Source organism: Paraburkholderia sp. (assembly GCF_049581445.1).
In the GTDB taxonomy this organism is placed as follows: domain Bacteria; phylum Pseudomonadota; class Gammaproteobacteria; order Burkholderiales; family Burkholderiaceae; genus Paraburkholderia.
On record NZ_JBAURZ010000117.1, the window covers coordinates 17,847 to 31,443 of the forward strand.

At 62.3% G+C, this 13,597-nt stretch carries 12 protein-coding genes; 11 read left to right on the plus strand and 1 reads right to left on the minus strand.

Translation table 11 applies throughout. The features are described from left to right. Window positions 1-44: 44 nt before the first annotated feature. The 10 genes from WCA85_RS10720 to WCA85_RS10765 all read left to right on the plus strand — a co-directional run bounded on the left by WCA85_RS10720 (window position 45) and on the right by WCA85_RS10765 (window position 12,575). Complete coding sequence (locus WCA85_RS10720; protein ID WP_424063654.1) at window positions 45-1,010, plus strand: UPF0280 family protein; 966 nt, start codon at window positions 45-47, stop codon at window positions 1,008-1,010. Beyond that, window positions 986-1,576, plus strand: coding sequence for an amino acid synthesis family protein (locus tag WCA85_RS10725; protein WP_424063656.1), 591 nt, complete (start codon window positions 986-988; stop codon window positions 1,574-1,576). Before WCA85_RS10720 ends, WCA85_RS10725 begins: the two co-directional genes overlap by 25 nt. A gap of 72 nt (window positions 1,577-1,648) precedes the next feature. After that, entirely contained in the window at window positions 1,649-2,233 is a 585-nt protein-coding gene (locus tag WCA85_RS10730; RefSeq protein WP_424063658.1) for an amino acid synthesis family protein, read from the plus strand. A 141-nt stretch (window positions 2,234-2,374) separates the two neighbouring features. Further along, window positions 2,375-4,351 carry an ABC transporter permease gene (locus WCA85_RS10735; RefSeq protein WP_424063659.1) on the plus strand — a complete coding sequence of 659 codons (1,977 nt, stop codon included), beginning with the start codon at window positions 2,375-2,377 and terminating at the stop codon, window positions 4,349-4,351. Continuing rightward, on the plus strand, window positions 4,348-5,154 hold the full coding sequence (locus WCA85_RS10740) for an ABC transporter ATP-binding protein (RefSeq protein WP_424063662.1): 807 nt from the start codon (window positions 4,348-4,350) through the stop codon (window positions 5,152-5,154). The genes WCA85_RS10735 and WCA85_RS10740 overlap by 4 nt, the downstream gene beginning before the upstream one ends. Beyond that, complete coding sequence (locus tag WCA85_RS10745; RefSeq protein ID WP_424063664.1) at window positions 5,154-5,867, plus strand: ABC transporter ATP-binding protein; 714 nt, start codon at window positions 5,154-5,156, stop codon at window positions 5,865-5,867. The genes WCA85_RS10740 and WCA85_RS10745 overlap by 1 nt, the downstream gene beginning before the upstream one ends. A 76-nt stretch (window positions 5,868-5,943) precedes the next feature. Next, entirely contained in the window at window positions 5,944-7,143 is a 1,200-nt protein-coding gene (locus tag WCA85_RS10750; RefSeq protein WP_424063666.1) for an amidohydrolase family protein, read from the plus strand. 31 nt (window positions 7,144-7,174) lie between these two features. Then, window positions 7,175-7,690: a (2Fe-2S)-binding protein gene (locus WCA85_RS10755; protein ID WP_424063668.1), complete on the plus strand. Its 516-nt coding sequence runs from the start codon at window positions 7,175-7,177 to the stop codon at window positions 7,688-7,690. Beyond that, window positions 7,687-11,304 carry a molybdopterin cofactor-binding domain-containing protein gene (locus tag WCA85_RS10760; RefSeq protein ID WP_424063670.1) on the plus strand — a complete coding sequence of 1,206 codons (3,618 nt, stop codon included), beginning with the start codon at window positions 7,687-7,689 and terminating at the stop codon, window positions 11,302-11,304. The genes WCA85_RS10755 and WCA85_RS10760 overlap by 4 nt, the downstream gene beginning before the upstream one ends. Before the next feature lie 62 nt (window positions 11,305-11,366). After that, window positions 11,367-12,575 (plus strand): ABC transporter substrate-binding protein, encoded by a 1,209-nt coding sequence (locus WCA85_RS10765; protein ID WP_424063671.1) that lies wholly within the window; start codon window positions 11,367-11,369, stop codon window positions 12,573-12,575. A gap of 62 nt (window positions 12,576-12,637) precedes the next feature. Here the strand turns inward: WCA85_RS10765 and WCA85_RS10770 are convergent, their stop codons facing one another. Beyond that, the gene (locus tag WCA85_RS10770; RefSeq protein WP_424063672.1) at window positions 12,638-12,889 is read right to left on the minus strand and encodes a hypothetical protein; all 252 of its coding nucleotides are present in this window, start codon (window positions 12,887-12,889) and stop codon (window positions 12,638-12,640) included. Window positions 12,890-13,201: 312 nt separating this feature from the next. Between WCA85_RS10770 and WCA85_RS10775 the strand changes: the two genes are divergently transcribed. After that, window positions 13,202-13,597: DUF6496 domain-containing protein (locus WCA85_RS10775; protein WP_424063674.1), on the plus strand; the 396-nt coding region annotated here is incomplete at its 3' end.

The following is a 13,597-nucleotide window of genomic DNA, read 5'->3' on the forward strand; positions in this document are numbered from 1 at the left end:
CAGATACGTCAACGCACAAGATACCCACGTACATATAAACGGAAATGACCGCCACCCGCGCGCCGCTCGACGCAAACCGCTGGCACTTGCAGCACGGACCGATTGATCTGATCATCGGCGCCGACGGCGAGCCCGCGGCCGTCGAAGCCGCGCATGAAGCATGCTGGCAGCGGTTCGGCAGCGTGCTGGATGAACTGGTGGCGGAATTGCCGCTCCTTCGGCAAGCGGTTCCGCCGGATGCGATAAGTTGCCCATGCGAAGGCCCGGTGGCCGCGCGTATGTGGCATGCCTGTTATCCGCATCGGGCCCGCTATATCACGCCAATGGCCGCAGTAGCCGGCAGCGTTGCCGATGAATTGATCGAGGTGTTTGCAAGACCAGGCGTGGCGCGCGTCTATATCAACAACGGTGGCGATATTGCGTTGTACTTAAGCCAGGGACAGTCCTGGCGCGTAGGCCTGTTTGCGGATCTGGCCGATTTCGAAGGCGCACAATTGGCCGGCGATCACCGCTTTGATGCGAACATGACTGTTGATTTCAGCATGCCGGTACGCGGCATCGCAACAAGCGGCTGGCGCGGCCGTAGTTTCAGCCTCGGGATTGCCGATAGCGTGACCGTGCTGGCGCGTAAGGCAGCGGACGCGGATGCAGCGGCAACCATGATCGCCAACGCTGTCAATGTGGAGCATGCAGGCATTGTGCGCGAACCGGCATCTTCGCTAAAGGATGACAGCGACCTGGGCGATCTGCTGGTCACGATAGATGTGCCTCAATTGCCGCAACCGCTGATTGATTTTGCGCTGGCGCGTGGTGCTGAAGAAGCGCAACGGTTGCGCGAACAAGGCTTGATTGAAGGCGCCGCGCTGTTTTTGCAGCGATGCGCCCGTGTAGTTGGCATGGACGGACAAGGCACGTCGTCGCCGTTTTTGAGCGGCGGCCGCGCGGCTCATTACGTCCATCAGGCACCTTACCCAATGGAGGCTCCGTGTTCGAAATACGCCGCGTGCTGACCCACGTCGAGGATATTTTTCACGAGTTCGGTCCGTCGCCTGCGCAGCCGCTCAAGCGCGGTGCGATTGCGGCGGTGCTGAGCAATCCGTTCGCCGGTCATTACGAAGCGAAGATCGAACACGCCATGGAGGCCTTGAAACCCATTGGTCTGGATCTCGCCCAACGCCTGCTTGCTGCGATGGCGGTGCCGCACGCAGCGATCGAAAGCTACGGCAAGGGCGCGATTGTGGGCGCGGCGGGCGAACTCGAACACGGCGCGCTGTGGCACGTTCCGGGCGGCTATGCAATGCGCGAGTTGCTCGAAAAGCATGGCGTGCCCACCAATGCAATCGTGCCTTCGACGAAAAAGGTGGGTGCACCCTCGACGGCGCTGGATATACCGCTGACTCACGTCAATGCAAGCTACGTGCGCAGTCACTTCGATGCGATTGAAGTGCGCGTGCCAGGCGCCCCGGCTGCGGACGAAGTGGTGTACATCCTCGCAATGAGCACGGGACAGCGCGTTCATGCGCGAGTCGGCGGTCTTGCAAAAGAGGCCATCGTCGGCAAGGACGGGCTGCGCTAAACGCGCGGCGATGCTCAAGTGCTTAGCGCGGACCAGGCAACAGACCGCGCGAATCCCTACACGGAGAACGATATGGCAATCAAGCTTCGCAAGCTGGTAGTGCAGGTAGATGAAACACGCATAGAAATGGGCCAACCCATCGAACCACCGACCCGCCGTGCGGTTGCAATCGCGGTGATCGACAATCCCTACGCCGGACGGTACGAACCGAAGCTGGATGCGTTGATCGAAGCAGGCGAGGAACTCGGCGCGTTACTTGGCAAGAAATGTGTCGAGGCGCTGGGCATCGAACCGGGCGCGGCGCAAAGCTATGGCAAGGCGGCGATTGTCGGCGAAGCGGGCGAACTCGAACACGCTGCGGCGATTCTGCATCCCAAGCTCGGCGCCCCGTTGCGCGTCGCGGTGGAGAAGGGTGCCGCACTGGTGCCGTCCGCCAAGAAGATGGGCACCTTAGGCACGGCGATCGACGTGCCGCTTGGACATAAGGATGCCGCGTTCGTGCGTAGTCATTTCGACGCCATCGAAGCGCGGGTCGCGGATGCGCCGCGCGCGAACGAAATCGTGGTGGCCGTGGCCGTCACGGCATCGGGCCGTCCGCTACCGCGCATTGGCGGACTGCAGGTCAGCGAAATCAAAGGCGAAGACGGTTTGCGCTAAATAAATTCGCTGGTACTGTCCTGCCGGTGAGACGGGCGTTCCGCCCGCTGCAGCCAGGCTGAAGCAGTCGCGCAAGCCGCTAGCTACGAGCGTGATGAGTCCGCTGCACATTGGATGGCTGGCAAGCCGCTAAGGGTAACGATGCTTTCGAATCTGCTGGTACAGATGGTCAATGGACTCGCTGACGCGTCGACGCTGTTTCTGGTCGCCGCCGGTTTGTCGTTGATCTTCGGCGTGACGCGCATCGTCAACTTCGCACACGGCTCGTTCTATATGTTCGGTATTTACGTGGCGTACAGCATTGCGAGTCGTTTTGGTCACAGCACGGCGGGCTTCTGGCTGTCGGTGCTGGCCGCCGCGCTGGTCGTCGCGGTGCTGGGCGCGCTGGTTGAAGTCGTCGTGTTGCGGCGTATTTACCAGGCGCCTGAGTTGTTCCATCTGCTCGCCACCTTCGCGCTGGTTCTGATTTTCCGTGACGCCGCGCTGTGGATCTGGGGTCCCGAAGATCTGTTCGGACCGCGTGCGCCGCATCTTGCCGGCGCGGTCAGTCTGCTCGGCCATCCGTTGCCCACCTACGATATCGCGCTGATCGTAATCGGCCCGCTGGTGCTGCTGTTGCTCTGGTACGCGCTGACGCGCACGCGCTGGGGCACGCTGGTGCGCGCGGCGACACAGGATCGCGAGATGCTTGGCGCACTCGGTATCAACCAGGCTTGGCTTTTCACCGGCGTGTTCTTCGTAGGGGCGTTTCTGGCTGGCCTGGGTGGCGCGCTGCAGGGGCCGCGTATGTCGGCCAATCTGTCGCTCGACCTGGAGACCATTGGCAATGCGTTCGTCGTGGTCGTAGTCGGCGGCATGGGCTCCATTCCAGGCGCGTTCATCGCAGCGTTGCTGATTGCGGAGATCAAGGCGCTCTGCATTGGCATCGGCCATGTGTCGTTGGGCGGGATCGATTTTTCCCTAAGTCGCTTCACGCTTGTGGCGGAGTTCGTGGTGATGGCTGTCGTACTGGTGGTGCGGCCTTGGGGTTTGCTCGGACGCGCCAGCGCGGCGGTGCGTGGCATGGCTGCGCCGGAGACGCCGCTGCGTCCCGCTGGCAAGCGGCTCAAATGGTTGGCAGCCGTGGTGCTCGCTGTGATGGTGCTGGCGCCGCTCGCCGCCAGGGCATTTCCATACATGCCGATCCTGCTCGTCGAAATCCTGATTGCTGTGTTGTTCGCCACCAGCCTGCATTTCATCATGGGACCGGGTGGCATGCATTCTTTCGGCCATGCGGCTTATTTCGGTCTTGGTGCTTACGGTGCGGCGCTGTTTCTCAAGGTACTGAACCTGCCGATGGAAGCCGCCCTGCTGCTCGGGCCGCTGCTGGCGCTCGGCGGGGCGCTGGTGTTCGGGTGGTTCTGCGTACGCCTGTCCGGGGTGTATCTTGCGATGTTGACGCTTGCCTTCGCACAGATCGTCTGGTCGGTGGTGTTCCAGTGGGACGATGTGACGGGCGGGAGTAACGGCGTGTTGGGACTATGGCCGTCCAACTGGCTTTCATCGCCGGTGGCGTACTACTACCTTACGCTTGTGTGTGTCGTTATCTGTGTCTGGCTGTTGCGGCGCATGCTGTTTTCACCGCTGGGCTATGCAATGCGCGCCTCGCGTGATTCGGTGTTGCGCGCAGAAGCGATTGGGATCGACGTCAAACGGATTCAGTGGGCGTCGTTTGTGATTGCATCGGTGTTTTGCGGGCTGGCCGGGTCGCTGTACGCCTTTTCGAAGGGGACGATCTCACCGGAAGTGATCAGCGTGAGTCGGTCCGTCGATGGACTCGTAATGGTATTGCTGGGCGGCTTGCAAACCTTGACTGGACCGATCGTCGGCGCCGCGGTGTTTACGTGGCTGCAGGATACCGTCGCGCGTCAAACTGACTACTGGCAAGCGCTGTTGGGCCTTGCCATTCTGCTACTGGTGATTGCGTTCCCGCAGGGCATTGTGGGCTTCGTGCGCGAGCGCTTCGGTGACGACGACCCCAGCACGAAGAACGGGCACGCGGGCGATGCGCCGGGCAGCGAGCGTAGTGGTTCATCCGCTTCTCCATCGCAGGCGACGGCGATGAAGGAGGGACTATGAGCCTCTTGCGCGTATCCGGTCTGTCGAAATCGTTCGGAGGCCTGAAAGCCGTCGATGATGTGTCGTTCGATCTCGAAGCGGGTCAACTGCTCGCGTTGCTCGGTCCGAATGGTGCGGGCAAATCGACTTGCTTCAACATGGTCAACGGCCAACTGCGGCCTTCGTCCGGCTCGATCCGCCTGGATGATCACGAACTCGTCGGCATGCGGCCGCGCGATATCTGGCGTCTCGGCGTTGGACGCACGTTCCAGATTGCCGCGACCTTCAACTCAATGACCGTACTTGAAAACGTGCAGATGGCGCTGGTTTCGCGCGAACGAAAACTGTTCGGCCTGTGGAAGCCAACTGCATCGTGGTACGCGGATGAAGCGTTTAGCCTGCTCGAACAGGTTGGCATGGGCGCTGACGCGCATCGTGCTTGTGGCGTGCTCGCATACGGCGATGTGAAGCGCGTGGAACTCGCTATTGCCATGGCCAATCGGCCGAAACTGCTGCTGATGGATGAGCCTACTGCCGGCATGGCACCGAAAGAGCGCAACGAACTCATGGCGCTGACCAAACGCCTCGTGACTGAACACAAGATTGGAGTGCTATTCACCGAGCACAGCATGGACGTGGTATTCGCCTACGCCGACCGCATGATCGTGCTGGCGCGTGGCAAGTTGATTGCGCAGGGCAGCGCCGAAGCGATACGCAATGACGCCCGGGTACAGGAAGTGTATTTCGGCACCGGCAAGACCTTCCAGGCCCATGCCGCGCTGGATCGCGACAGCGCTACTGACAGTCACCAAGGGGCATTGTAATGACCGAACCCATGCTGCAGGTGTCCGGCCTCAATGCGTTTTATGGCCGCGCGCACATCCTGTTCGATGTCGGTCTTGAAGTGGGCCGAGGCGAAGTCGTTGCGCTGATGGGCCGCAACGGCGCGGGCAAATCGACCACGATGAAAGCGGTGATGGGCCTGCTGCCACGTCGCCAGGGCGAGGTTCGGTTTCGCGGCGCGGATATCGCCAGGCTGCCGCCTTACCGGATCGCTCGCATGGGTATGGGCTTCGTTCCAGAAGATCGCCGTGTATTCTCCGACCTCACCGTAATGGAAAACCTCGACGCAGGCCGTCAACCACCACGCAAAGGCGCGCCGCAGTGGACCCCCGAAAAGCTGTTCCGCCTCTTTCCCAATCTCGGCGAAATGCCAAAGCGCCCGGGCGGACAGATGAGCGGTGGCGAACAGCAAATGCTCACTGTTTCGCGCACGCTGATGGGCAATCCGTATCTGGTGCTGCTGGACGAACCATCAGAAGGTGTCGCGCCTGTGATCGTCGAGCAGATGGCGAACATGATTCTCGAACTCAAACGCGAAGGGCTCTCTATTCTGCTATCCGAACAGAATCTGCACTTCGCTGAGCTGGTCAGTGACCGCGCCTATGTGCTCGAAAAAGGGCAGATCCGTTTCAGCGGCACGATCGGCGAACTCGCGAAGAACGAAACAGTCAGGCGCGCCTATCTGAGCGTCTGATTCCTGCGGTGCCTTAAATGCTGAGCGAAACGCGAGCGCATGATGCACCGGGTAGTCGTTGCGAAAGGAGAAGCAGATGGCAGCAGAGACGTTGACAGGGTTGTCGGGCAAGGTAGTCGTGACGAATATTGGTTTGCTGCTATCCGGCGATATCGATCAGCCGATCCTTGATGCAGATACGCTAGTGATCGACGACGGTGTGATTGTCTCGGTCGGCAAGGAGAAGGATTGCGACCTCGAAGGCGCGCGTACCACGGTGGATTGCAAGGGGACGACGGTCGCGCCGGGCCTGATCGATTCGCACGTGCATCCGGTGTTCGGTGACTGGACGCCGCGCCAGAATCAGATGGGTTGGATCGAATCCAATCTGAACGGCGGGGTCACGACGATGATTTCTGCAGGCGAAGTGCATTTACCTGGCCGTCCGAAAGATGTAGTGGGCGTGAAGGCACTGGCCATTACCGCGCAACGTTCGTTCGAGGGCATGCGCGGCGCGGGCGTCGGAGGTGGGGTGAAGGTGCTGGCGGGCGCGCCGGTGATCGAGAAGGGCATGGTCGAGGAGGATTTCAAGGAGCTCTCGGAAGCCGGCGTGAAACTGCTCGGCGAGGTCGGATTGGGGAGCGTCAAGGGCGGCGAAGAAGCCGGCCAGATGGTGGCTTGGGCGCGCAAGTACGGCATTCAGAGCACGATTCACACGGGCGGTCCGTCCATTCCAGGCTCGGGCCTGATCGACAAAGACGTCGTGCTCGCCGCGGATGCGGATGTGATCGGTCATATCAATGGCGGCCACACGTCCCTGTCTTATCGTCACGTGTGCGATCTCTGCGAACAATCCACTCGCGCGCTGGAGATCGTGCATAACGGCAATGAACGCATCGCGCTGCTAACCGCGCGTCACGCGATCGAACTCAAATGCCCGCACAGGATTATCCTCGGCACCGACAGCCCGGCCGGTTCGGGCGTGCAACCCCTAGGCATTCTGCGAATGATTGCGTTGATCTCGAGTCTCGCCGACGTACCCGCTGAAATCGCCTTTTGCTTTGCGACGGGCAACACCGCGCGGCAGCGAAATTTGCGTCAAGGTCTGATCGAAACCGGACGCCCTGCCGATCTGGTGTTCATGGACCGCGCGCAGCACACGGCCGGCAGCACTCTGCTGGAGAGCGTGCAATTGGGCGACATACCGGGAGTCGGGATGGTGATGATCGATGGCCTGATCCGTTGCCGGCGCAGCCGCAATACGCCGCCTGCTACCGAAGTGCCGGTGGTGTCCTGAGCGCGCGGGCGAGGCACGAGGTGCCCCATCCATGAACCGCCTCTCCAACCCGAAGCCCCTCACGCTCAACGTGAACGGCGCGACGCACTTCGTCAGCGCCGACGCCGACACGCCGCTGCTCTATCTGCTGCGTAACGACCTCGCACTCAACGGCCCGAAGTTCGGCTGCGGGCTCGGAGAGTGCGGGGCATGCACGGTGCTGCTGGACGGCATGCCGACCCGTTCCTGTGTGACAACCGCGCGGGTCGCGCTGGGGCGCGAAATCACCACGTTGGAAGGATTGGGCACACGTACCGCGCTGCATCCGGTGCAACGGGCGTTTATCGAAGAACAGGCCGCACAGTGCGGCTACTGCCTGAACGGCATGATCATGACCGCGAAAGCACTGCTCGACCGCGATCCTCATCCGAGCGTCGAGGCGATTCGCCGCGAGCTGTCGCGCAATCTGTGCCGCTGCGGTACGCATGTCGAGATTGTGCGCGCCGTGCAGCGCGCGGCGGAGCTGCTCGCGGTGGCGGTCGCCCAGCGTGAAGGAGAGCGCGCATGACGGGGCCAGACTTCAGCGTCGAGCGCCGACCCGTTTCGCGTCAGCAACTCTTCGACGCGCAAAACGTGCTGATCGTGGTTCGGCCACCGCAGGCGCCCCCCAAACCAGCGCTTGGCCAGCCGGGTACACGTTCGTCGTACGTGCCGACCGAGGCCGACCTGTTTCTCGCCGTGCGTGGCGACGGCAGCGTGGTGGCGTTCAATGGTCATGTGGATCTGGGTACCGGAATCGGCACTGCGCTCGCGCAAATCGTCGCGGAAGAACTTGATGTGCCGCTGACACGGGTGTCGATTGTTCTTGGTCACACCAACGAGGCGCCGAATCAGGGACCGACGATTGCGAGCGCAACGATCCAGATCTCTGCCGTGCCACTGCGTCAGGCTGCGGCGCAGGCGCGTCAGTTCCTGGTCGCACAGGCGGCCGAAAGACTGGACGCGAGCGCCGATCAACTGGATGTGCGCGACGGCATCGTGCATCGTCGTGGCATGGAACTCGCGCAGGGTATTGGCTATGGCGAATTGCTTGCGGGCCGACGCATTGAATTGACACTGGTAGCCGATACGCCGTTGAAGTCGCCGGACGCATACAGGATTGTCGGCAAGAGCACCCCGCGCGTGGACATTCCAGCGAAAGCCACCGGTGAACTGACCTTCGTACATGACGTGCGCGTGCCTGGCATGCTGCACGGTCGGGTCGTGCGTCCGCCTTACGCGGGCGTCGCGCAGGGCGATTTCATCGGCAATAGCCTGCTGCAGGTGGAAGAGGATTCGCTTGGCGATTTGCTGCCTAGGGTCAAGGTCGTCGTGATCCGCGACTTTGTCGGCATCGTTGCGGAGCGCGAAGAGGTCGCGCAGCAGGCGGTCAAACGACTTGATGTGCAGTGGAAACCGGTCGAAGGATTGCCGCCGCTCGAAACCAGCGCCGAGGTGGAAGCGGCGTTGCGCGCGAATCCTGCCACGCGTCGCGATCTGGTGATCGACGGCGACGTCGACGCCGCACTGACGCAGAGCGGCAACACGCTCGAACGCACCTATGTATGGCCGTTTCAGATGCACGCGTCGATTGGACCTTCGTGCGCGGTGGCGGATTATCGTGACGGCGCGCTCAAGGTCTGGTCCGGTACCCAGAACCCGCATTCGCTGCGGGCGGATCTCGCTTTGCTGCTGGGGGTCGCCGAGCCGCAGATTGAAGTAGTGCGAATGGAGGCTGCGGGCTGTTATGGCCGCAACTGTGCAGACGATGTCGCCGCCGACGCCGCGTTGCTCTCGCGAGCGGTCGGCGCGCCTGTGCGAGTGCAATTGTCACGTGAGGACGAGCACAGGTGGGAACCCAAGGGTGCGGCACAGTTGATGGATGTGCGCGGTGCGGTGAACGCCGAAGGCCAACTTACAGGCTACGATTTCGCCACCCGTTACCCCTCGAACGATGCACCGACGTTAGCGTTATTGTTGACTGGCGCGATCTCGCCGCAGCCACAGGTATTCGAAATGGGCGACCGCACGGCGGTGCCGCCCTACGACTACCGGACCATGCGCATCGTTTGCGACGACACGCCGCCTATCGTTCGCGCCTCGTGGTTGCGTGGCGTCTCGGCGTTGCCGAATACCTTTGCCCATGAGTCGTTTATCGACGAACTGGCGGCCGAGGCAGGTGTCGATCCGGTTGAATTCCGTCTGCAACATCTGACCGATCCACGCGCCATCGATCTCGTCAAAGCCGTGGCCGAGAAAGCGAACTGGCAACCGCGCAACGTGGCGGTCAAAGAGGACAACGAACCGGACGGCGAGATTGCCCGTGGCCGAGGCTTTGCCTACGCCCGTTATGTGCATAGCAAATTCCCCGGTTTTGGCGCCGCGTGGGCGGCCTGGGTCGCGGATGTGGAAGTCAACCGCAAGAGCGGTGAGATGGCCGTCACCCGTGTGGTGGTAGGGCAGGACACGGGCACGATGGTGAATCCGGATGGCGTGCGTCATCAGATCCACGGCAACGTAATCCAGGCGACGAGTCGCGCGTTGAAGGAGCGCGTGACGTTCGGCGAGAACGCGGTCACGAGTCAGGAGTGGGGAGCGTATCCGATCCTGACGTTCCGCGAAGTGCCGGTGATTGAAGTGGTGATGATGCCGCGTCACGGTGAGCCGCCGATGGGCACCGGCGAATCCGCCTCGTTGCCAGGCGCAGCCGCAATTGCCAATGCGCTCTACGATGCAACGGGCGTGCGGTTTCGCAGGCCGCCGTTTACGCCCGAGGTGATTCGCGCCGCGCTATCAGACGGGCCCGCTGCGGCGGAAGCCGCCGCCGCTGCCGCGCGCAAAAAGCGGCGCTGGCGGCTGGGCTTTCTAAGCGCAATGGCAGCGGGCGCGGCGGGATGGCTTGGCGCAGTCGCGTTCGCTCCTCAACCCATTGCGCCGATCACCCCGCCGTTAGCTAGCGCATTCGCACCTGAACTGATCGCGCGCGGCAAACTGCTCGCCTCGCTGGGCGATTGCGCGGTCTGTCACACGGCGCACAATGGCGTGCCCAACGCAGGTGGGCGGCCGTTGCAAACACCGTTCGGCACCGTGTACAGCACGAACATCACGCCGGATGGCGAAACGGGGATAGGCGCCTGGTCATACGAGGCGTTCGCGCGGGCGATGCGCGAGGGCATCCATCGCGACGGGCGGCGTCTTTATCCCGCGTTTCCGTACACCTCGTTCAAGAACGTCTCTAGCGACGACTTGCGTGCGCTCTATGCGTTCCTGATGACGCAGACGCCGGTACGTTCGCGTCCACCGGAAACCAGCCTGGCGTTTCCCTTCAGCGTGCGGCCCATGATGGCGGCATGGAACAGCCTCTTCCTGAAACGCAACACCTTCACGGACGATGCCTCGCAAACCGCGCAATGGAATCGCGGTGCCTACCTGGTCAACGGGCTGGGTCATTGCAGCGCGTGCCACACGCCGCGCAACACGTTTGGCGCGGAGAAAACTGGTGCGGCGTTTTTAGGCGGAGGCCTCGTGGATGGATGGGAGGCGCCCGCCCTTACGACGCTCTCCAATGCGCCCGTGCCATGGACCGAAGACGAACTGTTCAGCTATCTGCGCTATGGGCACGCGCCGTTGCACGGCGTGGCAGCCGGTCCGATGGCACCAGTAGTCAGCGAGCTTTCCGCGCTACCGGATAGCGACATCCGTGCAATGGCGATCTATCTTGCTTCGCTCAATCCGGCCGGCCCGAATGCGAATCCGCATGCATTGGCGCGCGAGTATGAACAGGCCAGCATGTCGGCGCCAGCGGTGTCGAGCCCTGGCGCACGGCTCTTCGACGGTGCTTGCGCGGCCTGTCACCATATGGGCAGTGGGCCGCAACTGTTTGGCGCGCACCCGTCGCTCGCACTCAACACGAACCTGCACAGCGGCACGCCGGACAATCTGATTCGCGTGATTCTCGATGGGATCGACTCGCCTGCGCGGCCCGAACTCGGTACGATGCCGGCTTACCGCGACAGTTTCAACGACGCCCAGGTGACCGAACTCGTGTCGTACCTGCGTCAGCAGTTCGCTGGCGGCAAGCCCGCATGGCAGGACGTGCAAGCGAGCGTGGCGCGCATTCGCGCGGCGCCGCGCGCCGAGTGAAACACGCAGTCCACCGCACTTGTATCCGCATTCCCGCAATCCTACTGATAACGGAGAAACGCATGACCACACGCGCCGCATGGATCTCTCGTCTGACTGTCTCGTTGACGCTGTCGTTGACGGCGCTCGCCGCGAGCGCGCAGGAGACGATCAAGATTGGTGAAATCAACAGCTATAAGGCGCAGCCTGCCTTTCTTGGGCCTTACAAGAACGGCTGGAATCTCGCGCTCGATCAGGTGAATGCGTCAGGTGGCGTGCTCGGCAAAAAGCTCGAAGTCGTCTCACGCGATGACAACGGCAATCCAGGCGACACCGTGCGCGTCGCGCAGGAACTGGTGACGGGCGAGCAGGTGCAATTGCTGTTCGGCGGGTTCCTGTCGAACACGGGACTTGCGCTCGCGGATTACGCGAAGCAGCGGCATATTTTCTTCCTCGCTGCCGAACCGTTGACCGACAAGATCGTCTGGGCTGATGGCAACAAGTACACCTACCGTTTGCGTCCTTCCACGTATATGCAGGTGGCGATGCTGGTGCCCGAGGCGCTGAAGCTGCACAAGAAGCGCTGGGCGCTGGTGTATCCGAACTACGAGTACGGGCAGTCGGCAGTGGCGACCTTCAAGAAGCTGATGCAGGCCGCGCAGCCGGACATCGAGTTTGTCTCCGAGCAGGCTACGCCGCTCGGCAATCTCGACGCGGGTGCCGTGACCCAGGCGCTGGCCGATGCGAAGCCGGATGCGATCTTCAATGTGCTGTTCGGCGCGGATCTCGGCAAGTTCGTGCGTGAGGGTAATACGACGGGCCTCTTCAAGGACCGCAGCGTGGTGTCTCTGCTGACGGGCGAACCGGACTATCTGGATCCGCTTGGCGCCGAAGCGCCGACCGGCTGGATCGTCACCGGCTACCCGTGGTACTCGATCGATACGGCGGCGAACAAGAAGTTCGTCGACGCCTACCAGGCGAAGTATCACGACTATCCGCGGCTTGGCTCGGTAGTGGGGTACTCGGCGCTGATGTCGATTGCCGATGGCCTGAAGAAAGCCGGTTCGACCGATCCCGACAAGCTGGCCGCCGCGTTCAAGGGGCTGAATGTCGATACACCGTTCGGGCCGATCATGTATCGCGCCCAGGACAACCAGTCGACCATGGGCGCCTATGTGGGTGTGACGGGCCTCAAGGACGGCAAGGGTGTGATGACGTCGTTCCGCTATATCGACGGCGCGAGCGTGCAGCCATCGGACGCCGAAGTGAAGAAGCTGCGCCCGGCGGATTGACCGGGGCTTAGTTGAGGCGCTGGGCCGTGCCAACGGTGCGCGGCCCGGCGGTGGATTCGCGGCTATTCCTCTGCGTCGTGCTCGGCGACGAAGCGTTTCAGGTAGGCCAGCACAGCTGCTTCCGCGGCGCGATGATCCGCGCAACTTTTCGACCCGGCGTTTTCTTCATCGCCGAACAGCGTCGAGGGCGCGTTATGCACGTCCACTTCCTGGCCCTCGCGGAACACGCGAATCTCGTGGACGTCTTTCGCATATTCAGCGATCCAGTGGATGCCTTCAATATGGATGCCTGCGCGTAAATTGGGTATCTTCATGCGGCGTCTCCAGGGTGGACCGGACACACGGCGCCGGCCCTGCCTATAACCATACGCCGTCCACGAGGCCGGTGCACGTGTTGATACGTTTCGTTGAACTTTCTCGGGTACGGGCGGCAAGCACGCGCAGACCGGCAGTGCGAAGGGGCGTATGGACGCGAACTGCGGGCTGCTGGGCAATGCACGGTGGTTGCGCCGTAGCGCTTACGGGGCCTCTGGCGCAACGGTGACGAGGCCGGATCCTGGCGGGAAGTAGAGCAAGGCACAGCGGTTGCTGCGTTATTCACGTCAACAACCATCTGGAGGACCGTCATGCCAGAGCAGAAAACTCTCAAGCGTGCTCATACTGACAAACGTGCGGGCAAGGCCGCCAGCACCCAGGCCGGCGAATTCGTCAAGGAAGAGGTGGACCGTGTGCGTGCTGGCAAGCATGGCGTGCGATCCGCCAAACAGGCAATTGCCATAGGCCTTTCCAAAGCGCGTCGCGCAGGGGTGGACCTGAAGGCGCCGAAGAAGGGCACGACCAGCGAAGCGACACGCAAGAAGGCCAGTCTGGATCATGCTGCGGGCCAGCATACGGCAGCTAAATCAGCTACGAAGCGCGCCGCGAGTAGCGAGTCCACCGCCAAGCGTTCGCGCGCGGCCACGACCGCGCTCAAGCACGAAAGCAGCCGCGGCGCGTCCAGTAGCGCCGTGTCGAAGCAAACG